A 23,192-nucleotide genomic window follows, 5' to 3' on the forward strand; every position below is an offset into this window, starting at 1 on the left:
CAAACACGCTGCCAACCTGTACCGCCCGAACAGCTGCGTAACTCAAGCCGTACAGCCTCGAATTTCTTCCTGCTCTCTCAACCGAAGCGACCCAACCGGATCATTCGGCCTGCACATTCCACATCACCATACTGTTCGCCTGTGCGCTATCCATGTCATCCCCCTGTCACTTCGGAGGAATAGGGTAACTGGCGGAACGCGTCCGGTTTTCTGATCGATATGTGCCGCGCTCCTGAAACTTACCGATTTTTCGATACTGACGGGGAGGTCATCATGATGTCTGGAAAAAACTTATTACGCATGTTGAACATTGGGGTTTGCGCGGGTGCTCTGCTCGCTGCAAACATGGCTGCCGCGGACGCGAACAGCGGCGAGCACGATCGCCACGATGGCCGTTTCGAATTCGCGCTATGGGGCGACATGCCGTATGCCAAGAATGGTGATGATCCTAAGATACCGGCTTTGATCCACAGCATGAATTCGGCGCATCTCGCATTCACCATCTTTGATGGCGACACGAAGGACGGAAGCTCGATTTGCACCGATGAGCTGATCGGTGAGCAGGCGATCGAGCGCTTCAACCAGATCAAGGCGCCGACTGTGTATGTTCCCGGCGACAATGAATGGACCGATTGCCACCGCGTGAATAATGGCGGTTATAACGCACTGGAACGGCTCGATTTCATTCGCCGCACGCTGTTCAATGTGGAACAGAGCTTCGGCCAGCACAAGATGGCCTTGGAGCACCAGGGCAGCGTTACCGCGCCCTACAGTGAAAACACGCGCTGGTTGCATAAAGGCGTGGTATTCGTGGGGCTGAATATTCCCGGCAGCAACAATAACAAGGTCAACGACGGTGATTGCCTGAGCTCGAAAAGCGTCCGCACCCAGGCCGACTGCGATGCCGATAACGCCGAATACGCCGATCGCAATGCACACAATATCGCATGGCTGAAGGAATCGTTCCAGATCGCAAAGCAGCGTCATGCCGCCGGGGTGATGGTCGTCATGCAAGCCGATCCGGGCTTCGATCTGCCGGAGACGGAAACGGTGAATGAACGATTGCTGCCAGGCTATAACGGTTACACCGCGTTCCTGAACGCCCTGGCCGCAGAGACCCAGGCTTTCAATGGACAGGTGGTGCTGGTGCACGGCGATACGCATTTCTTCAAAATCGACAAGCCGCTGTTCAGCCAGGCCAATATGCTGAAGAATTTCACCCGCGTTGAGACTTTCGGCAGTCCTAACGTGCATTGGGTGAAAGTGACGGTAGATCCATCCAGCAAGAACGTATTCCACTTCGATCCGGTTATTGTTCCCGGCAACTAGATATTCATCTTTAACAGCGCCTGCGGCCGCTTTACGCGGGCGCAGGCGCTGCCCTTTGCATATACCTGGCTTTAACAAGATGGGTATTGAGCGGACTCGTCTGATTTCAATCCGTTTCGATTGGATGTACGCTGAGGCTTCCATGTTGCGTAGATACAGTACGCGGCTGTTGGGTGCACTCTGTTTTCCGGGGAGAAGATAATGGCCGTAAACATCAAGGTTTCTGTCTATACCAACAGCGACGATGCGTTCGTTGCATGGGCGCCCAGCGCATTTATTCCAGGGTGCCGCGGCTTCCTGCTGGAGCGGGCGAGCAAGACACGAGCAAGCGAAAAAGTGGTGCAGGTCGAAAACCGCCTGGGATTCAAAAAAGACAAGCCCAAATCGGGCGATCATGAACCCTCGAGCAAGTGGCCGTTTCAGCGCTTCAACTGGACGGATCATGCGGTCAATGTGGGTAACGAAGTGCGCTACCGGGTGACCGCGATGATCGACGATGGCAGCGGCCGCCCTTACAAAAAAGGCGTCGCGAGCAACTGGACGCCCTGGGCAACACTCACCCCGGATGCGGGCGGCGGATTCTCGTGTTACTTCAACCGCGGCCTGGTGCTGTCGCAATTTGTCGCGCGTTATCTGAAGGACAAGAAACTGACGCCGGCAGCGTTCAAGGCCCAGCTCAAGAAAAATGTCGATCCGAAATTCCGCGCGTTCCTTGCCGGCGATCTGGGTGCCAGGCTTCTCGATATTCTAAGCCATGCAAAAGACGGTGATTCCCAGCTCCACGCGGCGTTGTATGAGCTGGGGGACGCGCAGCTTGAAGATGCCATGATCGCGCTCAAGTCGCACCTGCATCTGATCCTCGCCAATGGTTCGGACAAATCCGGCGATGGCAACCAGGCGGCGCGCCAACACCTGAACGATGGCGGGATTCCCACCATCAACCGCTTGCTCAAGTCCAAGGGGCTGGGCCACAACAAGTTTGCGGTGCTGTCGGACGCGAAAGGGCCCCGGGCAGTGTGGACCGGGAGCACCAATTGGAGCACGACCGGCCTGTGTACGCAGATCAACAATGCGCTGCTCATCGAGCACAAGGGTATTGCCAAACTGTACCGCCAGCAATGGGACAGGCTGCAGGCCGCGTCCCCTCCCGAACTCGATCCGGCCGGATTTCCCGCAACGCTGGTCGATGCCAACGACACGCCCCACACGCTCCCGGTCGGCAAGGCGCAGACGACGGTCTGGTTCACGCGTACCTCCGACGGCCGCGACATGGATGCGCTGCGCGAACTCATCTCCTCGGCCAAAGATTCAATCCTGTTCCTGATGTTCTCGCCGGGGAAACAGGGGCTGCACACCCTCATCGGCAAGCGCGCCAACGAGAAGGATATGTACGTGCGCGGCGTGGTCAGCACGCTGGGCAACGAGGCGGGCGACAGCGACAAAAACGTGCTGGACGTCCGGCTGTTGAGCAGCGACAGGAAGTTCGCCCCCGACCGCTATACCATTGTGCAGCCGCAAGGGGTCGATACAGCGCTCGGCCCATGGCTGGCAGAAGTCACCCGCAAGAATTTCCTGTCCCAGGTCGGCCACGCGATCGTGCATTCCAAGGTGCTGGTGATCGATCCGCTGTCGGATAATCCGGTGGTCGTGACGGGAAGCCACAACTTCTCCGCGCCGGCGAGTGAAAAGAATGACGAAAATCTGGTGATCGTACGTGGCCAGAAGAAACTCGCCCGCGCCTATGCCGCCTATGTCATGTCGGTGTATCAGCACTATCGCTACCGCTCGTACATCCGCGAAATGCGGGCACAGGGCAAGATACCCTGGAGCTACCTGGATGACGACGACCAGTGGCTGAAGGACGAGCTGAAATCCAAGGCGCTGGAAATCGGCTACTGGGCCTGATATCAAAGGCAAAATCCAGATAACCACGGAGCACATGGAGTAAAAAAACGGCTCGAGATCGCCTGTATTGACCTGTCAGCCAATGGCTTAACTGCCCCACGATTGTCATCCTGCGCGGGCTGCGTGGTTTAGAATTCGGTTTTTCAAATAGACTCCGCCGGCATTCCGGATGTGCCATCAATCATGAACAGAAACGCCTTGCTGGCCGCCGGACTGACATCCCTGATGTGGGGCCTCACCGGAATTTTCGTGCGGCTGCTGCCTTCCCTGCCGGCGCTGACGGTCACCGCGGGCCGGCTCCTGATCGCGCTGCTCGTGGTGGTTCCCGTTCTTGGGCTGTCGCGCAGCAGCCGCCGGAGTTTCCGGTCGGCCCTGCGGCATCCCGCCGCCTATGTGCTGGCGCTGCTCCTGGCAGGCTATTACCTGCTGGCAACGGCAGCTTTTCAAATGGTGCCGGTGGCAGAGGTCGCGTTGCTGCTGAGCACGCCACCACTTTTCGTACTGGCTTTGCGGCGCGTGCGGGGCGACATTCCGGGTCGTGCTGAAATTGCCGGCGCGGTGCTGGCCGTTGCCGGAATAACCTTGGTTCTGGTTCCAGGAATATCCTTCGCCGACGCGGCGCCGCTTCGTCATCTGATCGGAAACGCGCTGGCGCTGAGTGCAGCGGGGTTGACTGCGCTGTATGCCTACCGATACCGGATTCTGGTCGAGCGCGGCTGCGCGCCGGATATCATCGGCGTATCTTTGCTGACTTTCGCTGCGGGGAGCGCCATCCTGGTGCTCATGGCGGGTCTGGCGTCGGGGCCAGCCGGGCTGGATACGCTGGATGGCACATCCGTGCTGGTGTTCCTCGGCCTCGGTGTGCTTTCCACGGCGATCCCGACAATCGGTTTCGCGCTTGCGTCTAAGCGCCTGCCTGCGGTGGTGACGGCAACGATTTCACTGTTCATTCCGTTGTTCGCGGGGATATTCGCTTTCCTGATACTCGGCGAAAGGCTGTCACCCCTGTTCATTCCGGGAGGCATGCTGGTATTGGGCGGGATTGCCATGATTTTGCGCCAACGCCGGGATAGCGCGAATGACTGATCGCATGATCAGGTGCTAAAAAGTCCCCTCAAAGAATGCTACCCTTCAAACTGGATTGTGCGGCGCGAAAGATGTTCGTCGTCCAGTGTTCTTCGGTTCGTTCCTGATGATTTCAATATGAGTTCTTTCTATGCAAACCATCACTAGTGTTACGACCCTCGCGCATGTCATTCAACTGGCTGTCGGGCCGGTCTTTCTGTTGAGTGGTATTGGCGCGATTCTGGCTGTACTTACCAACCGGCTTGCGCGCGTGGTGGATCGCTTTCGGACGTTGAACAACTCGAAAGATGAAGAGCGGGCCGTGCATGAAAAAGAAATGGCGACGCTGCTGAACAGGGCACGATGGATACATTGGGCAATCAGTTTGTGCACCGTGTCAGCTCTGCTCATCTGTATCGTGATTGCGGCACTTTTTGTCGGATCGGTGATGAATCTTGATCCCTCCAACATGATCTCCGTGCTGTTTATCTTGACGATGCTGGTGCTGATTTCCGGTCTGTTGTGTTTCCTGCGCGAGATATTTCTGGCGACGGGGCTCATCGAGAAGTACGGAAAATAGCTGCGCGGATTCCGGAAGAAATGGGCTGACGCCTGGCTACAGGCTGGGCAATTGCTCCAGCGCTGCGTGCAGTTCCAGCCAGCGTTCTTCGCCAGTCTCGATGGTTTGTGTGAGTTCGCCCTGGCGCTTGAGCAGGTCCTGCAGCAGCGCACGCTGGCTGGCTTCGTATAATTCCGTATCGGTCAGACGCTGGTCCAGCTGTGCTTTTTCGCTTTGCCAGCCGTCCAGTTTCTGTTCCAGTTGTTCCAGTTCCTTCACCAGCGGGCGGCGCTTGGCCAGCACTGCCTGGCGGTCGGCCTGCGTGGCGGCACGCTGCTCTCGGCGCACGGCTTTTTCCGGGCTGGCACTGGCAGCGGATTGCTGGATGCGCTGCTGGTTGAGCCAGTCGCGGTAGTCGTCGAGGTCACCGTCGAAAGCCGGTGCGCCGCCGTCCGCTACCAGCAGGAAACGGTCGCAGGTGGCGCGCAGCAGGGAGCGGTCGTGCGACACCAGCACCACGCCGCCGTCGAATTCCTGCAAGGCGAGATTGAGCGCGTGGCGCATTTCCATGTCGAGGTGGTTGGTGGGCTCATCGAGCAGAAGCAGATTGGGGCGCTGCCAGATCAGCAGCGCCAGCGCCAGACGCGATTTCTCGCCGCCGGAGAAGGGTCCGCACGGCGCTTGCGCCATGTCGCCGCGAAAATCGAAGCCGCCGAGAAAATCGCGCAATTCCTGCTCGCGTGTTTGCGGAGCCAGGCGCAGCATGTGCTGGATGGGCGATTCATCCGGACGCAACTGCTCCAGCTGGTGCTGGGCGAAGTAGCCGATGGCCAGCCCCTTGCCCTCGCTGCGCGTGCCGGTCAGCGGTTTGATCTCCCCCGCCAGCAGTTTGATTAGGGTGGATTTGCCCGCGCCGTTGCGCCCCAGCAGGCCGATGCGTTCGCCCGGGCGCAGGGTGAGTTCGATGTTGGACAAGATCGGCTGATTGCCATAACCCACGCTTGTTTCGCGCAAATCCAGCAGCGGATCGGGTGCGCTGGCCGGCTCGCGGAAGCGGAAGGTGAACGGCGAATCGACGTGCGCGGCGGTCACGTCTTCCATCCGCGCCAGCGCCTTGATGCGGCTTTGCGCCTGGCGTGCCTTGGTGGCCTTGGCGCGGAAACGCTCGACGAAGCTTTCCAGGTGCGCGCGTTCGCGTTGCTGTTTTTCAAACAGGGATTGCTGCACTGCCAGCTGGGCGGCGCGCTGGCGCTCGAAATCCGAATAGCCGCCGGCGTAGAGCTTGAGCACGCGGTTTTCGATATGGATGATATGAGTGACCACGGCGTCTAGAAAATCGCGGTCGTGCGAGATCAGCAACAGCGTGCCTGGGTAGCTGTTGAGCCAGCCTTCCAGCCAGATCACTGCGTCCAGATCGAGGTGGTTGGTGGGCTCGTCCAGCAACAGCAGGTCGGAGCGGCTCATCAGTGCCTGCGCCAGATTCAGGCGCACGCGCCAGCCGCCGGAAAACGCCGCCACCGGCTTGGCGAAGTCCGCGTCGGTAAAGCCCAGGCCGTGCAGCAGTTCGGCGGCACGGGCGCGCGCGCCATAACCGTCGATCTCGCTCAAACGCCCATGCAGCTCGCCCACGCGATGACCGTCATCTGCAGCGCTGGCGGCGGCCAGATCGCGCTCCACCTGACGCAGTACCGTATCGCCGTCGAGCGCGAATTCCAGCGCAGCCTGATCCAGCGCCGGGGTCTCCTGCGCCACGTGCGCGATCACCCAGCCGGGCGGCATGAACAGGTCGCCGGCTTCTGCATGCAACTCCCCCAGCAACAGCGCGAACAGGCTGGATTTGCCCGAGCCGTTGGCGCCGGTCAGGCCGATTTTCTGGCCGGGGTGGATTTGCACGCTGGCGTCTTCGATCAGGACTTTGGCGGCGCGGGCGAGAGTGAGTTGACGCAGGCTGATCACGATTTTTCAGGCAACAAGGCAAAGGCGGCATTGTACGGGGTGGAGGGCAGGGCGTCATTACGGATCAAATCGGGATGGCGCATCCATCTGGTGGCACAATGGCACGATGATGAATTTGCTGCAAAACTTCCATGATGCGCGCGTGCGCGACCTTGTTTGGGTGATGGCCGCGCCGGGCCTGATGAATGAATCTGTCGCAGCGGATTTCGGCGTGGCTGACGCAGAGTGCCGGGATGCCCTGGCGCTGGCGATGCCGCAGTTGCTTGAACTGGATCGCCACCCCGCACCGTTGCATGACTGGATCGCTGCACGTAGCTCACACCGTCTGGGCCGCTATTTTGAAGCTCTGCTGGAATACTGGATTAGCCACCTCATGGGCGGGCAACTTGTCGCTGCCAATCTGCCGGTCAAAACCGGCGATATTGTCATCGGCGAATACGATTTTCTGTGGCGCGATGCGGCGGGTGTGCTCAACCACTGGGAAGCATCGGTAAAATTTTACTTGCAGGTGGATGTCGCTGCGGGACTGGCCGGGTATGTGGGAACCTTTACCCGTGACCGGCTTGATTTGAAGTTCGGCCACCTGCGCGACAGGCAACTCAAGCTTGCCGCAACGCCTGCGGGTCTGGCGGCCTTGCCTGATGCCGAAGAGTCAGTCAGCGCTCACGCACTGCTCAAGGGCTGGTTGTTTTACCCGTACGGGGAGGCGATTGTTGCTGCCGAGGAAGTGTCCGTGCAGCATTTATCCGGCTGGTGGCTGCGTTGGGGCGAGACGCCGTTCACTCCACCATCCGGATTGCTTTGGAAGGCATTACCCCGGCTGGAATGGCTTTCCCCGGCCATGAGTCCAAATCCGGAGGGGTTGCAAGCCGGGGCAGATTTCAGCGCAGCACTGGCGACACATTTCGCCATGGACGATGCACCGTTGCTGGTGGCGGGCCTGGCCGCGACTGGCAATCACTGGCAGGAAGTGACGCGAGGCTTCGTCGTGCCCCAGAACTGGAATCTGCGTAATGCCTGACAAGGCAGGCAAGCCGTTTCTTGCCTGGACAGGCTTTTGCGCACCGGCGTCGCCAGCAACTAGCCACCCATGCCGCCGCCCGGGAAGTACCCCATTTTTTGCCGGTCCTCTTCGGTGCATGCGTCATCGAGGCACAAAAAAGTTGTACCGTCATCCTCCGAAATGCTGGCAAGATTCAGATCAGGTTCTTCAAAGTCGGCAGCTTCCATGAAGATGAAGTGATACGCATCAGCCACGTTCAGTTCCAACAGACCGTCGTGGCTATCTGCATATTCATGCCAGCGATCTTCGCTTCCGCCCGGAATCTCGGGGCCATATTTTTGAGCCTGGTCGTCTTTCCAGGCGATGATCACGGGATCATTCAGCATGTCATAAGCTTGATTGACTGCCTGCCGCCGTGCTTCTGAAAAATCGATGGATGATTTATTTGCTTGTATTGCGATCGTTTCCATATTCCGCTCCTTGTGAAGTTAAATATTAATTGCGTGTGACTATTCTCAGGTATGAGAAACCAGCTTCGTATCAAACGCGAAGAAGCGTTTCGATACGTGGCTTGTAACGGGGCCGTCAAATACGTTTGACTGCCAGCCGGGCAAACCATGAGTCAGACCAATTTATCCTGGATGACAGAACTGGTCTGTGTGGTGGCGCACATGACGGGAAGTGGATGTTTGGTACGGTTGCGTACAGAAGCGTATTGATTTCTGGCGTAGTGTGATGGCGGGTGACGGTAAAAAAACCGCAGGTAAATTACAGGAGTAAGACCATGCTGAAGCTGGCTATTATATTTTTCCTCATCTCCCTCATTGCAGGTTTTTTCGGCTTTACCAATATTGCTGCCGGAGCAAAGGGCATAGCAAAAATTCTGTTCTTTGTTGCATTGACCATTTTCCTGGTAGTCCTGGTGTTCGGTGTCTTGCTTGGCGTAATGGTTTTCTAAAGGAGCTGGACGCATCCATCCTGGATGGAAATAGATTGAGCGGGAGACAGGGCTTCCTTCGCGAATGGAAGGAAGCCCCATGCCGGGAGCTATCCAATCAAGCTGTTCAACGCGTGCTTGTTAAGGCGCCGGGTTGGGATAGCGGGTATGAATAGCCTGAATTTTCTCGAGTAACCCGGCATCCAATGCAACTTCAACGCTATCCAGATTTTGCTGAAGCTGCTCCATCGTGGTAGCGCCGATAATGGTGCTGGTTACAAACCAGCGGCTGCGCACGAAAGCCAGTGCCAGGGTGGTCGGGTGCATGTGCTCTTGCCTGGCCAGTTCGACATAGGCCGCCACTGCTTCCGGCACCATGGGCTTGTTGTAGCGCTGGCCGAAGCCGGGGAACCTGGTCATGCGCCCGGCGTCAGCCCCGCTTATATATTTGCCGGTCAGCGTGCCGAAGCCAAGCGGGCTGTATGCCAGCAATCCCAGCTGTTCGCGATGGCAGGTTTCCGCAAGGCCGAATTCGAAGGTCCGGTTGAGCAGGTTGTAGGCGTTCTGGATCGACACCACGCGTGGCAATCCCGCCTCTTCCGCCGCGCGGGTGAACTGGCACACGCCCCACGGCGTCTCGTTGCTCAGGCCGACATGGCGGATCTTGCCGGCCTGGATCAGGTCTGCGAACGCGCCGAGTTGTTCGACAATCGGAGTGGTCTCGCGCTCTGCTCCGGGATCGTATTCACTCTGGCCGAAAGTGGGCACATTGCGGTCCGGCCAATGAATTTGGTACAGATCAATGTAATCGGTTTTCAGACGAGTCAGACTGGTATCAATCGCGGCCCTGATCTGTTTCGGGGTAATGCGCGGGCCGCCGCGTACCCATTCGAAGCCGCGCCCCGGTCCGGTAATCTTGGTCGCGATAATGAGTTTGTCGCGTGACTGTTTGCTGAGCCAGCGCCCGACATAGTCCTCGGTGCGGCCCTGAGTCTCGGCACGCGGCGGCACCGGGTACATCTCTGCCACATCGATAAAATTCACGCCGTGTGCGACCGCGTAGTCGAGCTGCCGGGCGGCATCTTCAGGGCTGTTCTGTTCGCCAAAAGTCATCGTGCCGAGGGTGATTTCGGACACCTTCAGATCGCTGTTGCCAAGTTGCCGATAGTTCATGCTGGGTTCCTTGTTTTACGTAGCAGATCGACGCGGATCGGTTGCTTGAAATCGAAACCTTGCGGAGTCATGTGGCGCATGAATGCGGTGCGAACCGTGTCATATAATTCCGGGGAGAGTTGGTGATGGGTATGCGTGACTTTCAGGATTTGCTCCTCGAACTGGCCAAAATCATCGAAGTGTCCGGGGGTGCTGAAGAAGGTCTGGCTGACGAGTTCCAGTTCGGCGCCGTCGACGGCGCGCTGAATAGCGGCAAACGCCGCTTCCCGTACTGTTTTTTCGTCATGGAACAGACGCAGGATGTCATTGAATTCCCCCGCGTAGACCGGTTCGGACAGGTAGGCTAGACCACCCGGTTTCAACACCCGCCGAATTCCCGCCAGCGCCTGATCCATCTGCTCAACGGGCACATGATGCAGGGATTTGAACATGAGGACGATGTCAAAACTGGCGTCTTCCGCAGGAATCGCCTGGGCGCCGCCGAGGCCAAATCTGACATTGGGCAGGTCACCAATCTGCATGTTCCTGGCGTGCTGGATTTCATCCACCTCCAGTGCAGTGATCGACGCTACCTGGCCCCGCTGGGCGATAGCGCGTGTCTTTTCCGCCTTGCCGCAACCCAGTTCGAGAACGCGTGCGCCATTGAGAGGCAACAGGCTTTTAACGATTTCATATTCGTCGCAGACCTTGTCTGCCGAGGAATCCGAAATGCTCATGGGTGGTGAAATATGTTGCGCTAATGTCGAGTTCATTGAATTGCCCTCTGCCGGTTGTATGGTTGGGTCGATGCTGGAAGAACAGGCTCCCGCATTTGAGCCGTTTTCAGATATTGCCCTGCTGGGCAATGATGCTCGGACACGCCAGAGCGCACAATGTTCAGCACCGGATGGAATTATTGCCAGAGCACCGATTATCCTGAAAAAATCAGTTAGCCACAGAGAACACAGAGCTCACAGAGAGGCTCATGCCGCCCGCTGTTGCTTGAGTAGATAAGTCATCCATGTAATCCGACCCGCGATCAGAAACACCAGCATACCCACTGCCAAAGCAACCGGAGACCAGGACAGCATCGGTGAAAATAGTCCCGCGACCAGGGCGTTCAGCATGGTCTGCACAAATCCCTGCAGCGAAGCTACCAGACCGCGATTGAGCGGGAACAAATCCAGCGCCAGCAAGGTGATGCTGGGCATTGCCAGCGACATGCCGGTGCTGTACAGGGTAATTGGCAGTACTGCCCACGGCAACGAGAGGGTGGCTGTCAGGTTGTAGGCGAGATTGATGCCTGCGGCAGTGAAGAGCAGCAAATAGGCATATTTCACCGTGGTGTGAGGAGAGACATGACCGGCCAGCCTGCCGGACAGGAATGCGCCCAGAATCACCCCGGAAATGGCTGGAATAAACAGCCACGCAAACTGGTTCTCGCCCAGCTTCAGGTGTTGCAGGACAAATACGGGCGCCGACGCGATATACAGGAAGAAGCCGGCAAAATGCAGCGCCACCGTGCCCGATAGCAGTAAAAACACCGGATTGGTAAATACCATGAGGTAATTGCGGGCCAGAGGTCGAGGCGAAAACAATTGACGCCCGACCGCAGGCAGTGTTTCCGGTAGATAAAGCCAGCTCAGTGCAAACAGCAACACCCCCAGCAGTGCCATGAAAACGAAAATCGAATGCCAGCCGAACCCGGTTTGCAGCCAGCCTCCGATCACCGGAGCCACGGCAGGAGAAATACCGAAAATCATGGTGACCTGCGACATCAGGCGCTGCGCCTCATGACCCGCATAGAGGTCGCGGATAATCGCTCGACCTACCATCATCCCAGCCCCGGCGGACAGGCCCTGCATGCCCCGAAAGAACAGCAGGTGATTGATGTCGTAAGAAAACACGCAGCCGATAGAGGCCAGTACAAACGCCACCAGCGACACCAGAATCACCGGCCGGCGCCCGAATGCATCCGACAGCGCGCCATGCAGCAGCATCATCAGTGCAAACGCCAGCAGATACACGCTCAAGGTCTGCTGCAGTTGAACCGGCGTGGCATGCAGGCTTTCCCCCATATCCGGAAATGAGGGCATGTATGTATCAATCGAAAACGGCCCCAGCGTCGCCAGCCCGGCGAGCAGAACGGTGAGCGCGAAACGATGATGTTTGGGGTGTGCCGTCACGCGAGCGGGATCAATGTGCGCGTTCCTGCACCAGGATCCATGGAGCAACCACTACTGCCCACAATAGGGGATTGCGCTTTTGCCAATCGGCGGCGGTTTCGTCATCCAGCTTGAGCACTGTTCCTGCCGTCATCCATTCCTGCACCGCGACCAAGTCGTCGCAGGCAATGTGAGCGGCGACATCCACCAGATCGAGATGGCTGCTCACATGAACGAGAGCGCCTTTGGCGAAAAAAACTTGCAACTCCGTCCACGCTATTTGAGCAGTTTCGGTATTGAGTTGGGCGCGCTTCAGGTCGAGTTGGTTGGGCATGGGAAATGATGGTTGAAGTGTGTCTGTGTATCGATGGCGATTTTACCTTGCTCAATCTGTAACATGAATAGGTGAATGAGTAAGCTGACAATGAGATCTCTTCCATGGCCTGATTTTTGCTGGTTTATTGATACCCTGGAACAGGATGGCGCGGATGCAACCCCTTCCAATTCATTTCGAGCGCTTTTGAATTGTCCGGATGCATACGAATATTCGACGCATTTGACGAAGTTTCCATTGAATAAAAATTTGAAGGAAATATTTCAAGTAGGGATATACCGATATTGAAATGCCTGATTGGGGCTGAATTCATTATAACTATCTGGGCATGATGTGAAAAAAATTCCTTTTGGGCTTAGAGCAAAGCTGATGCTGGTGGTAGTCATAGGGCTCCTGGTCGGGGTCAGTACGCTCGGCTTTTTTAAGTTGGAACAGGATCGTCAGAGCATCTATCGAGAAGCAAATGGTTCTGGTCAAGAACGTATTGCGTTGATCGCAAAAGCACTTTCCAATCTGCTGGCAGGCTACGATTACACCAATATGGAATCGCTCGCCAGCAGTATTGTCGCGGCCCCGGATGTATTGATACTCCGGATCACGAATCGGAATGGAAAGGTCGCCGTCGAACGCACAAATAAAAATCTCGACCGGGACGGTCGCAGTATGTCTTTTGCGGCACCCGTTGTTTTTGGGAACGAAGTATTGGGCAACGTAGAGATGCTGGTTTCAACGAATAAACTCGAGGCCGCCATCCATGACTCTTTCCAGGGAATTCTGCTGTGGATTGGCTGGGTGATATTGTTTCTTGGCGTGCTTATCTATTTTGCAGTGTCGCTGGTCATCCTCACACCCATCGCGAAAATCAGAAATATGATGCAGGACATTGTCGCGAACCCGGACGGTGAACTTCAAATAATGAAAGTATCGGGAAATGATGAGCTGGCTGACCTGGTCAATATTTTTAACAAGGTGCAAACATCCTTGTATATGCATCAGCAAAAATTAAAAGCACAGGTGCAGATTGCCGATGAAAATCTGACCAGGGCAAATCTTGAACTTACTTTTCGTTCCAAAGAACTTGAACAAATGGTGGCGCTGTCACAGCAGCTTGCCACCACCGATAGTTTGACTGGGTTGCATAATCGACGGTTTCTCGATGAGAACCTGAGTACTGTTTTTGCGCAAGCAAGAAGACATGCGGACAGCCTTTGTCTGATTTTACTGGACGTAGATTTCTTCAAACAGATTAATGATAAATATGGTCACGCTTCGGGGGATGTAGTGCTAAGGACACTGGGCAATCTGATCCGCTGGAGTACCCGTGACAGCGACATCAGCGCCCGCATGGGCGGTGATGAATTTGCCTTTATTCTCCCCAGAACATCGGTCCATCAAGGAATGGTGCTTGCGAAGAATCTGCTGGAAAAAACTCGGCAGCACGCTTTTGTGATTCCCGGAGAAAAAATCATACAGATAACGTTAAGTTTCGGCGTAGCGGAACTGACTGAAGATATTCCCAGTTTGGAAGCATTATACGGTGCCGCAGATAAAGCTTTGTATGCGAGCAAGCACATGGGTCGTAACCAGGTGACCGGGATCTATAACAACGAGTTTGTTTGACGCTAGGCGAGGAGGTGTCCAGATGTTCAAAGCTAAATTACTTCTGACGTTGTCACTTATATTGATGTCTCTGCAAGCGAATGCTCAGGACATTACCATCGGTACAGTCGCCATGGATGCGCCGGTGGAAATGATAAAACGCATGACGCCGCTAGCTGAATACCTGGCGCAGCAGACAGGGTATCGGATGCAATTTCGCCCTGCACCGAATCTCGATTCAGCCGTAGCGGATTTGGGCAGTGGTAAGGTGCAAATAGCGTATATGACGCCTATCGCTTATATCATGGCGCATGAAAAACACCAGGCTATACCTTTGGTAACACCGCTCACCCACGGTAAATCTACCTTTAACCTCGTTGTGGTTGTACCGAAAGACAGTCCTGTCAAAAAACTCGATGACTTGAAAGGCAAACGTTTTGCTTTCGGGGACCCGAAGGCTTTTCTGCAACCGGCTGTACTGCTCGAAGCGGGGATGAATATACAGGATTTTTCAGCCGTCGCTTATTTGAAGCATTATGACAACATCGCCAAGGCGATTCTGCTGGGCGATTTTGATGGCGGCATCATGAAAGACACCGTCTACGAGAAATTCGCGCCGCAGGGTCTGCGGGTGGTGTATACCTCGCCCCCCTTGGCGTCCTATGTTTTCGCGGTGAGCGGCGCGCTAGATGCGGCCACGCAGAATAAATTGAAAGCCGCCTTCATGGCGCTCAACAGGCCAACGGCCGAAGCCCAATCCATATTAAGAACTCTGGATCAGGGTTATGACGGTTTTCAACCAGCATCCGACAAGAATTATGACGGAGAGCGCGACTTGATTGCACGCGTAAAAAAAAAGAGACCCAATGAATGTGCCAGGCAATTAATCCACTGCACGCATAGCTGAAGGGAGCTGGAGATCATATGTCCAGCTCCTTTTTACTGGTGCCCCCGACACGAATCGAACGTGTGACCCTTCCCTTAGGAGGGGAATGCTCTATCCACTGAGCTACGGGGGCAAGGCTCGCATTCTAGCTTATTATGTCGTTTCAAATAAGCCGCCATAGAGACTTCCATGCCCCTCCCGCGCCTGCCCCGTACCGTTATTGTCCTCAGCCTGGTGAGTTTTTTTAACGATCTGGCTTCGGAAATGGTGGTGCCGCTGATTCCCATACTGCTGGCCACGGTACTGGCGGCCGGGCCGGTGGCGCTGGGGCTGGTCGAGGGCGTGGCCGATGCCGTGGCATCCTTGCTCAAGCTGTGGTCGGGGCGGCGCTCTGATTTGTTGGGCGGGCGTCGCAAGGGATTGGCGTTAGCCGGTTATGCTTTATCCAATAGTGTCCGCCCGTTACTGGGGATAGCGGGTAGTTGGCCGGTATTGCTCGCGTTGCGCAGTCTGGATCGAGTGGGCAAGGGCTTGCGCAGCGCGCCGCGCGATGCGCTGGTGGCGGATGCGACGCCGCCGGAAATCCGCGGTTTGGCGTTTGGATTTCACCGGGCGATGGATAATGCCGGAGCAGTGGGCGGCAGCTTGATTGCGGCGGCGGTGCTGGCGTGGTCAGGCATGTCGCTGACTCAAGTCATTCTCTGGTCGGCGCTGCCGGGCGCAATGGGGGTGTTGCTGATTGCGTTTGGCGTAGGGGAAAAACCACGGCCGGTTACCCCGGTGCCTGCCCTGAAAATATCGTCGTTGCCGTGGTCAACGCTGGCTGTGCCGCTACAGCGTTATCTGCTGGTATTGATGCTGTTCACTTTTGCACGCGCTTCCGAGACATTTATCGTATTGCGCGGACACGAACTGGGCATGAGCGTGGTCGAATTGCTGCTGCTGTGGGCGGCATTGAATCTGGCCAAGGCGCTGACTTCCACGCGCGGCGGCGTGCTGGCGGACAAGTTGGGAAAAGAGCCGCTGATCCTGTTCGGTTGGGCAGCGTTTGGCGTGGCCTTCATGCTGCTGGGTTGGGTGGCACATAGTATCTGGCTGTGGGCGGTGGCCATCCTCTACGGACTCACCACCGGTTTGGCCGAAGGCCCGGAACGCGCGCTGATCAGCGACTTTGCCGACGCAGAGACGCGCGGTACCGCATTCGGCTGGTATCACCTGATGACCGGTTTGGCGGCGATTCCCGCAGGGTTGGCGTTCGGTCTGATCTGGCAGTTGCAGTCTGCAGAGTGGGCATTCCGTTATGCTGGCTTGCTGGCAATGACTGCTGCATTATTGATGCATTTTTGGGCGTGGCCCGCACATTCGAGAGGAAAAGCATGAAATTCATGATCCTGTTTATCGCACTGAGCGCCGCGCTGGCTTTGGTCTGGATGCGTTCCAGCCAGGCCGCAGCCAGGCCGCAGGCCGGACAGCCGGCGCCGGATTTCAGCCTGGTCGACCAGAACGGCAAGCTGCAGAATCTGGCGGACTATCGCGGCAAGTGGCTGGTGCTGTATTTTTACCCGAAAGATGAAACCCCCGCATGCACCACCGAGGCGTGCGCATTTCGCGACGATATTCTGAAAATTCGCAAACTCAACGCAGAAGTGGTGGGGGTGAGCATAGACGACGCCAGCCGCCACGCCGAATTCGCCAAAAAACACGGCCTGCCGTTCCCGCTACTCGCGGATAAGGATGGCGTGGTAGCCGCACGTTATGGATCGGTGACCAATCTGATCGTGATGAAACTGGCCAAACGCAATACTTTCATCATCGATCCGCAGGGCAGGATTGCCAAGGTCTATGCCGGCGCTGACGCCGGCCGCAATTCCGAACAGGTGATTGCCGATTTGCCCAAGCTCGAGGCGGCGCGTCCCGGCTCGCGCTGAGGCGGCAACGTCTACGCGGCGCACCTGCGCCGCGCCATGCGATAATCCAGCCGACCATGACCAAACTACTTTTACCGCTATGGCTGTTATTTTTCAGCTTGTCTGCGCAGGCATTCAATGCGGCGTTTTTCTATGGCACGCCATTTCCTCAAGAGCTGCGCATTTACGATGCGGTCATCGTTGAAGCAGACCAGGCGGACTTTGCCCAGGTACCCGGCAATCTGCAAAACAAACTTTATGCCTATACCAGCCTGGGTGAGGTGGGCCCCGATAAACCTTATGCCGGCAGCGTTCCGGCCGCCGCAAAAATGGCGCGCAATCCGGCGTGGGCAAGCGATGTCATGGATCAAACCAGTCCTGCCTGGCGCGCATTTTTTCTCGACAAAATAGTCGCGCCCTTATGGCAGCGGGGTTTTCGTGGAATATTTGTCGATACGCTGGATTCCTATCAGCTTGCGGCTTCCTCTCCGCAAGCGAAAGCGGCTCAGGAAGCCGGCATGGTCGAAACCTTGCGCCAGATGCGCGAGCGTTTCCCCGGCATCCATATCATTCTCAACCGCGGTTTTGAGATTTTGCCGCAGGTGCATGACTGGGTCACTGCAGTTGCTGCCGAGTCGCTGTTTCAAGGCTGGAATAATGCAACGCGGTCGTATGTTCCGGTTAAAGAGCCGGATCGGCAATGGCTGCTGGGCCAGCTCAATCGGGTCAAAAACGGCTATCACTTGCCCGTCATCGTCATCGACTACGCCGCTCCAAATCAGCGTCCGTTGGCGCGTGAACTTGCGCAAAAAATCCGTACGGCTGGGTTTATCCCATGGGTCAGCAATCCTGAACTCGACATGGTGGGCGTAGGCGCTCCGGAGATTCAGCCCCGACGAATTTTGATGCTGTATAACGGGAAGAATAACAGCGATGTCATTTTCAGCGACTTGCACCGGTTTGCCGCAATGCCCATACAGTATATGGGCTTTATCCCGGAATACCATGATTTGACCGGGCCGCTACCTGACTATCAATTGGCCGGGCAGTACGCAGGCATCATCGTATGGTCGGATGGTGCGCCCCTTAACAACCCCCGGCTTAAACCCTGGTTATTGAAACAAATCAATCAGGGACTGCGTCTGGCCGTCGTCAATGAATTCGGATTCAGCCGCAGCAATGAAAACTTGCGACCATTTGGACTGAACATAAAAAGCAGCGTGCCCGCCAGCAATGTCGAAATCATCACTCAAGATGCCATGGTGGGGTTCGAACATTCAGCACTGGTGCAGCCGGATACGCTCGATATTATCGATGCGGGCAAAGGCAGTACGCCGATACTGCGCCTCAAGGTCGCAGGCCAGATAACCGATGTGGCGGCTTATATGCCCTGGGGCGGGTATGTCCTTTCCCCTTACGCCGCTTATGAAATCCCCTATCAACAAGGCACGCGCTGGATTATCGATCCCTTCATTTTTTTCAAGCGCGCACTTGCTTTGCCGGATATGCCCGCCCCCGATGTGACCACCTCGACAGGACGGCGTTTATTGATGGCGCATATGGATGGCGATGGTTTTGCCAGCAATGCTGAATTCCCCGGGGCACCCCTGGCGTCGCGCGTCATGCTGGAAAAAATATTTAAAAAATATACGATCCCTACAGCGGTTTCGGTGATCGAAGGTGAAACGGCACCTTGGGGCGTGTATCCCAAAAAATCTGCCGAAATGGAACAGATTGCCCGTGAAATTTATCGTTTGCCGTATGTTGAAATTGCCAGTCACTCCTATTCACACCCGTTCAAATGGCAATTAACAAGCGAAGAAGGCAGTGGCGAAGATTACCATTTGCCGATCCCGGGCTATAAGTTCGATTTAAACAGGGAGATTGCAGGGAGCGTCAATTATATTAACCAGCGTCTGGCTCCGCCCGGTAAAAGCTGCCGGATTTTTTTATGGACGGGCAATAGCAACCCCGGCGCGGATGCGATCGCCAAAACCGACGCATTGGGTCTGCTTAACATGAATGGCGGAGAAACCACCATCACCAACAGTCAACCCAGCCTGACTTTCGTTGCGCCTCTGGGCGTTGCACGGGATGGGCATTTCCAGGTTTATGCGCCGAACCAGAATGAAAATGTGTACACCAAAAACTGGTCGAGCCAGTTTTATGGTTTTCGCCGCGTCATTGAAACCTTCAAGCTGACCGATACACCGCGCCGACTCAAACCCATGGATATTTATTTCCATACTTATTCGGCTTCCAAGCCAGCCTCACTGAAAGCGCTGGAGGAGGTTTATGATTGGGCGCTCAAGCAGCCCAGTCACCCTGTTTACCCTTCCGACTACATCCGGCGTGTCATGGATTTCAATCACAGCGTCATGGCGCGCGAAGATAACGACTGGTTATTTTACGGCGATGGGCAGATAGATACCCTGCGCATCAATGCCAAATGGGGTTATCCGGTCATTAATGACAGCGTGGCAGGCTACAATGATTTCAACGGCGACCGCTATCTGGATCTGGTCAAATCTCCGGTCAATCGCATCGCGCTTGCAACTGAAACCAGCGAAGCGCCGTATCTGGTCGATGCGAATGGAACATTACTAAATTGGCGACGGCAAGCTCGGCAGATCAACATGACATTTAATTCGTATGTAAATTTGGATTTCATCCTCGACCATGCCGACAATTGCATATTGTCCGACGAAAAAGGGCGGATAATCCGCGCGGACTCTCACATCAGGCAACATTATCATTACCAGACCCATGCGGCAGGACGAGCCACTTTCCGCCTCAACTGCTCCCTGGCAGACTAAGGTAGCGCGACCACGGTTGATCTCACCCATCAGTTTGGTGGGTTTGGCGTCGGCGGTCGGCATCGTGCTGGTATTGCTCTTTCCGCAACAGCGCCTATCCGAGCAAATCAAAAAGAACCCCAAGGTAGATGAGGTTTCGCTGCAGTACATGCGTCGTTTTCTTGCCACCGAGCCGGACAACTACGAACTCAGATTGCAGTTGGCGCAGGCCTACGCAAGGATAGGTCAATATGAAAATGCACTCACCACCTTGCAACTGCTGTACGCGAACCCACAACCGCATTGGCGCGAAGCGGCGGTTTTGGAAAAACTCGACATCCTTTCCAAAATTGCTTTTGCGGCCGCACCCGGCAGTAGAGACCGGGATTACAAATTGGCGCAATTCAGGCAGGCATTGCGTGCCAGTGAAACGCAGATTTTTGATACCAAGGCCTTGAGACAACTTGTACGTACCGCCGAATCCAGCGGAGAAGTAGAGCTGGCCGAACGTGTGGCGGCACGACTTGCACTGACCAGCAATCAATTGGCCGATCTTGATGAAGCGGCGCGCCTGGCACTGGCAAATGGCCATTATCTCGCCAGTGCGCAATATACCTGGCGCGCGCGCCAGCTTGTCCGTAGCCCCGAACAGAAAATTGCATATCTCAGACGTGCCATGGCCACTCTGCAATCAGGCGGTCTGGGACAGATCGGCCTGGATTGGGTGCAGCGGCTCCCTGCAGCCGAGTGGCAGCGACCCGATGTTTTGTATGGCCTGACTAAACTTGCCCTGGCATCAAACCGTCCGGCGCAGGCTGCAGAGTTTGCTGCCCGGCTGGTTGGCATGACCAAGCCGCCAATGATGCCTATGCGTTTTGTCCCGGCGTATTTTGATCTTGCATACACTGCTTTTTTGGGTAATCGCGATTTGCCGCATGCGTTGGAGCTGGCGCAATTTGCTGTCAGCCAGGCGCCCAATAGTGCGATATGGCGCGAACGACTGGCGCAGGTTGCCGAATGGTCAAATCAGTCTCAATTGGCTTTGGTGCAATGGCGCTGGCTGGCGCTGCATCAGGGCAATGAATCGGCCTGGCGGTCATGGATGCGCCTGGCTGGAGGTTTGTTTGACTATGCCGCACAATTGACCGGTCTGGAACGTGACTGGGGGCGTCATGGGTATGATGAAAAATATGCACGCAAGATTGTCCAGATTTATGAATATCTGGGTAAACCGGAAGAAGCGCTGGCCTGGCTGGACCGCAATGGCGATGAAGTGCGCCGTCCCGAACTGTTGTTGCTGTCCGCGGAATTATTAACGCGCATGGGGCGCGATGCAGAGGCGATTGCACGTTATCAGCGCTATTTGCGGCACCGTGTCGCCAGTCCTGAGCTGGCTGTCACGATTGCCGGGATGTTGCAGCGCGCCGGTCGCTACGATGAGGCATACGATGTGCTTGTCAGCAGCAGCGCTCAGGCAAAACCGGCGGATCAATTGTTCTGGCTAAACCTTGGTGAACTTGCCTGGCGACTCAGGCATGACGACCAGGCTATCGCAGCTTACCGGGTATTAAGTGACATGCCGGATGCCATGCCTTTCTATCAGGAACGTCTATTTCAGGCATTGAAACGCAAGAATCCGCGCTTGGCCGCTGAGACTGCCGAGCAGTACTGGCTAAAAACCGGGCGCCTCAACTTGTTCATGAACGCGATTGATACCTACGCGGAACTGGGAGACTGGCAAGCAGTGCAGCGGCTATACCGGATAACCGAAGCGCCTCAGTGGCGTGAATATGACAAGGATTTTAGATTCGTCGCCATGCGCGCCGAGATGTACAAGCATGCGGGCAATTTTATCGCCGCCGAACGCGATTACCGTTTTCTGATCAAGCGTTATCCCGATAATTCGGGAGTCAAGGAATCCTTCTTGTGGTTACTGCTCGATTTGCGTCAATTCGGCCGGCTGGATCATTTTATGCGGCAATGGGCAAAGCTGCTTTCCGGCACCCCCGCTTTATGGGACGTATATGCAGCAGGTTATCTGGCGTTAGGTCGCCCGAATGATTCACTTGCCCTGTATCAGCGCATGGCTAAAGCACACGCACAAGATGAATTGTGGTTGCTCAATTATGCGGCAACACTGGAAGCGGCAGGACAAACCGGCCCGGCTTGGAAAATCCGCCGGACAATCTGGCAACAACGCCTGAATAAACAGACCCATCGCGATTGGATGAATACCCGTGCGAATGCCCGTGACATTGAATCATTGCGTTTGTTATTGCTCAATGACCCGGCTCATGGTCAGAATGTGCTCTGGAAATTACTGCGTAGTGGTTCACCCGAACTCAAGAAAAATAGCCAGTTTGTAGAGTTGGCCACTGCGTGGCTCAATGATCATGAGCAAAACGATGCCGCCAGAGCCTGGCTGGCGCGGCAATATGCCCGCTGGCTGAGTACGCCGTTGGGTGCGCGTATTTCGGATGCGCTGACGCGTCAGGATCCTGAAGCTGCAGCAGAAATTCTGGACCATGACGGCGTTTTGCTTTACGACAGAATGAATCTTGCGTCGTTGGCAGGACATCAAAATGATGCGGCCGACCTGGCGTTTACTGCGATGGATCGTTCGCCCCTGGATGAATCCCTGTATATGCAGGCCGCCCCGATGCTGTTAGCCAATGATCGTACTGCAGGGTTCATGATGAAATACCAAAATCTCGGGGTGTATAACGCAACAAGTAAGGAAATCACGACGACCGGTCATCAAATCGGCGGGTTGAAACTTGATCTCGGCTTGCATCAAGACACCCGCACTGGTGTGGGTACCTCCTTGTTAACGCATGTGCCCAATGAAACAGGTGGTGAGATCGCGCTGCATCAGGCCGGAAACGGTTACGTCAATACAGTTAAATTGCAATTTAGCCAGGCATTCAATACGCAGGCGGGCATCAGTTTCGAACATCAACAGCAAACTGGCTCGCGTCTGCAATGGAATGTGCAAGTGGCGCATAATCAAACCGCTCCGGAAAGTGCGGCGATGCGCATTATCGGCAGGCGTGATCAAATTGCACTGGAGAGCAATTACCGCCTGGATCGCTGGAACCAATTGAGTGTGCGAGGCGTTGTTAACCAATATCGCAGCATCGATGGCCAGAACCTGGGTAACGGAAATCTGCTGACCACCACATTGAGCCACGAACTAAGTCGAGTACATCCCGCATTACGCGGGCGCGTGACCGGAACCTGGAGCCAATACCGTGCAAGCGATACAGAACTGACCGGCCAGACCGCAAGTTTGATACCGGCCGGGCAACCTCATACTGCGAGCTATTTCATGCCGCAAGGCATGCGTGAAATAGCCGCCTACGCCAGCGTCGGGGATGCCATAGACAGCAATTTACCTGCGCGCGATTTCGAATATCTGGGTGAAATCGGCGTGTTCTATAACCCAGTCTCCGGCTCCGGCTGGCGTGCCAATGCCGGGGTGGCAACACGGATCATCGGTGCGGATCGATTGCAGGTGTTTACTCGCTATGACCAGGCGCCCAGAGGGCAAGGCAAGGCCAGTCTGGAAGTTGGAATAGGCTATCAGTTACATTATTAATC

The 23,192-nt window shown here is 55.8% G+C and carries 18 protein-coding genes and 1 tRNA gene; 12 read left to right on the forward strand and 7 right to left on the reverse strand.

Annotated features, from left to right (window positions below):
* The first annotated feature begins 300 nt into the window (after positions 1-300).
* From ACFDAU_RS05020 to ACFDAU_RS05035, 4 genes are all read left to right on the forward strand, one after another.
* On the forward strand, positions 301-1,329 hold the full coding sequence (locus tag ACFDAU_RS05020; protein WP_413438916.1) for a hypothetical protein: 1,029 nt from the start codon (positions 301-303) through the stop codon (positions 1,327-1,329).
* A 201-nt stretch (positions 1,330-1,530) separates the two neighbouring features.
* Entirely contained in the window at positions 1,531-3,234 is a 1,704-nt protein-coding gene (locus tag ACFDAU_RS05025; RefSeq protein ID WP_413438917.1) for a phospholipase D-like domain-containing protein, read from the forward strand.
* A 183-nt stretch (positions 3,235-3,417) separates the two neighbouring features.
* On the forward strand, positions 3,418-4,320 hold the full coding sequence (locus ACFDAU_RS05030) for a DMT family transporter (RefSeq protein WP_413438918.1): 903 nt from the start codon (positions 3,418-3,420) through the stop codon (positions 4,318-4,320).
* Between the two features lie 130 nt (positions 4,321-4,450).
* Positions 4,451-4,879 carry a DUF2721 domain-containing protein gene (locus ACFDAU_RS05035; RefSeq protein ID WP_413438919.1) on the forward strand — a complete coding sequence of 143 codons (429 nt, stop codon included), beginning with the start codon at positions 4,451-4,453 and terminating at the stop codon, positions 4,877-4,879.
* Between the two features lie 36 nt (positions 4,880-4,915).
* On the opposite strand, the gene ACFDAU_RS05040 is transcribed toward ACFDAU_RS05035, so the two are convergent.
* Positions 4,916-6,814: an ATP-binding cassette domain-containing protein gene (locus tag ACFDAU_RS05040; RefSeq protein ID WP_413438920.1), complete on the reverse strand. Its 1,899-nt coding sequence runs from the start codon at positions 6,812-6,814 to the stop codon at positions 4,916-4,918.
* A 106-nt stretch (positions 6,815-6,920) separates the two neighbouring features.
* Between ACFDAU_RS05040 and ACFDAU_RS05045 the strand changes: the two genes are divergently transcribed.
* Positions 6,921-7,835, forward strand: coding sequence for a DUF1853 family protein (locus ACFDAU_RS05045; protein ID WP_413438921.1), 915 nt, complete (start codon positions 6,921-6,923; stop codon positions 7,833-7,835).
* Positions 7,836-7,894: 59 nt separating this feature from the next.
* Here ACFDAU_RS05045 and ACFDAU_RS05050 read toward each other — a convergent pair whose 3' ends face one another.
* Positions 7,895-8,287, reverse strand: coding sequence for an AF1514 family protein (locus ACFDAU_RS05050; protein WP_413438922.1), 393 nt, complete (start codon positions 8,285-8,287; stop codon positions 7,895-7,897).
* Positions 8,288-8,601: 314 nt separating this feature from the next.
* On the opposite strand from ACFDAU_RS05050, the gene ACFDAU_RS05055 reads away from it, so the two are divergent.
* Positions 8,602-8,775 carry a DUF1328 domain-containing protein gene (locus tag ACFDAU_RS05055; RefSeq protein ID WP_124705993.1) on the forward strand — a complete coding sequence of 58 codons (174 nt, stop codon included), beginning with the start codon at positions 8,602-8,604 and terminating at the stop codon, positions 8,773-8,775.
* Between the two features lie 120 nt (positions 8,776-8,895).
* Here ACFDAU_RS05055 and ACFDAU_RS05060 read toward each other — a convergent pair whose 3' ends face one another.
* From ACFDAU_RS05060 to ACFDAU_RS05075, 4 genes are all read right to left on the reverse strand, one after another.
* On the reverse strand, positions 8,896-9,927 hold the full coding sequence (locus tag ACFDAU_RS05060) for an NADP(H)-dependent aldo-keto reductase (protein WP_413438923.1): 1,032 nt from the start codon (positions 9,925-9,927) through the stop codon (positions 8,896-8,898).
* The gene (locus ACFDAU_RS05065) at positions 9,924-10,679 is read right to left on the reverse strand and encodes a class I SAM-dependent methyltransferase (RefSeq protein ID WP_413438924.1); all 756 of its coding nucleotides are present in this window, start codon (positions 10,677-10,679) and stop codon (positions 9,924-9,926) included. The genes ACFDAU_RS05060 and ACFDAU_RS05065 overlap by 4 nt, the downstream gene beginning before the upstream one ends.
* Positions 10,680-10,889: 210 nt before the next feature.
* Positions 10,890-12,092 carry a multidrug effflux MFS transporter gene (locus ACFDAU_RS05070; protein ID WP_413438925.1) on the reverse strand — a complete coding sequence of 401 codons (1,203 nt, stop codon included), beginning with the start codon at positions 12,090-12,092 and terminating at the stop codon, positions 10,890-10,892.
* 10 nt (positions 12,093-12,102) lie between these two features.
* Entirely contained in the window at positions 12,103-12,405 is a 303-nt protein-coding gene (locus ACFDAU_RS05075) for a DUF2288 domain-containing protein (protein WP_413438926.1), read from the reverse strand.
* A gap of 333 nt (positions 12,406-12,738) precedes the next feature.
* Here ACFDAU_RS05075 and ACFDAU_RS05080 point away from each other — a divergent pair, with 333 nt between their 5' ends.
* Both ACFDAU_RS05080 and phnD read left to right on the forward strand, forming a co-directional pair.
* Positions 12,739-14,025, forward strand: a complete 1,287-nt coding sequence (locus ACFDAU_RS05080) for a GGDEF domain-containing protein (protein ID WP_413438927.1) — start codon at positions 12,739-12,741, stop codon at positions 14,023-14,025.
* A gap of 22 nt (positions 14,026-14,047) precedes the next feature.
* Entirely contained in the window at positions 14,048-14,911 is an 864-nt protein-coding gene (phnD, locus tag ACFDAU_RS05085) for a phosphate/phosphite/phosphonate ABC transporter substrate-binding protein (protein ID WP_413438928.1), read from the forward strand.
* Between the two features lie 36 nt (positions 14,912-14,947).
* Here the strand turns inward: phnD and ACFDAU_RS05090 are convergent.
* Positions 14,948-15,023: transfer RNA gene (locus ACFDAU_RS05090), tRNA-Arg, on the reverse strand.
* A gap of 56 nt (positions 15,024-15,079) precedes the next feature.
* Between ACFDAU_RS05090 and ACFDAU_RS05095 the strand changes: the two genes are divergently transcribed.
* From ACFDAU_RS05095 to ACFDAU_RS05110, 4 genes are read left to right on the forward strand one after another with little or no spacing between them, the layout of a single operon-like run.
* Positions 15,080-16,270, forward strand: coding sequence for an MFS transporter (locus tag ACFDAU_RS05095; RefSeq protein WP_413438929.1), 1,191 nt, complete (start codon positions 15,080-15,082; stop codon positions 16,268-16,270).
* Positions 16,267-16,818, forward strand: a complete 552-nt coding sequence (locus ACFDAU_RS05100) for a peroxiredoxin (RefSeq protein WP_413438930.1) — start codon at positions 16,267-16,269, stop codon at positions 16,816-16,818. Before ACFDAU_RS05095 ends, ACFDAU_RS05100 begins: the two co-directional genes overlap by 4 nt.
* Before the next feature lie 56 nt (positions 16,819-16,874).
* Positions 16,875-19,613 (forward strand): bifunctional glycoside hydrolase 114/ polysaccharide deacetylase family protein, encoded by a 2,739-nt coding sequence (locus ACFDAU_RS05105; RefSeq protein ID WP_413438931.1) that lies wholly within the window; start codon positions 16,875-16,877, stop codon positions 19,611-19,613.
* A gap of 16 nt (positions 19,614-19,629) precedes the next feature.
* Positions 19,630-23,190 (forward strand): tetratricopeptide repeat protein, encoded by a 3,561-nt coding sequence (locus ACFDAU_RS05110; RefSeq protein WP_413438932.1) that lies wholly within the window; start codon positions 19,630-19,632, stop codon positions 23,188-23,190.
* Positions 23,191-23,192: the final 2 nt, after the last annotated feature.

Source organism: Sulfuriferula sp. GW1 (genome assembly GCF_047300855.1).
Taxonomy (GTDB): Bacteria; Pseudomonadota; Gammaproteobacteria; order Burkholderiales; family Sulfuriferulaceae; genus Sulfuriferula.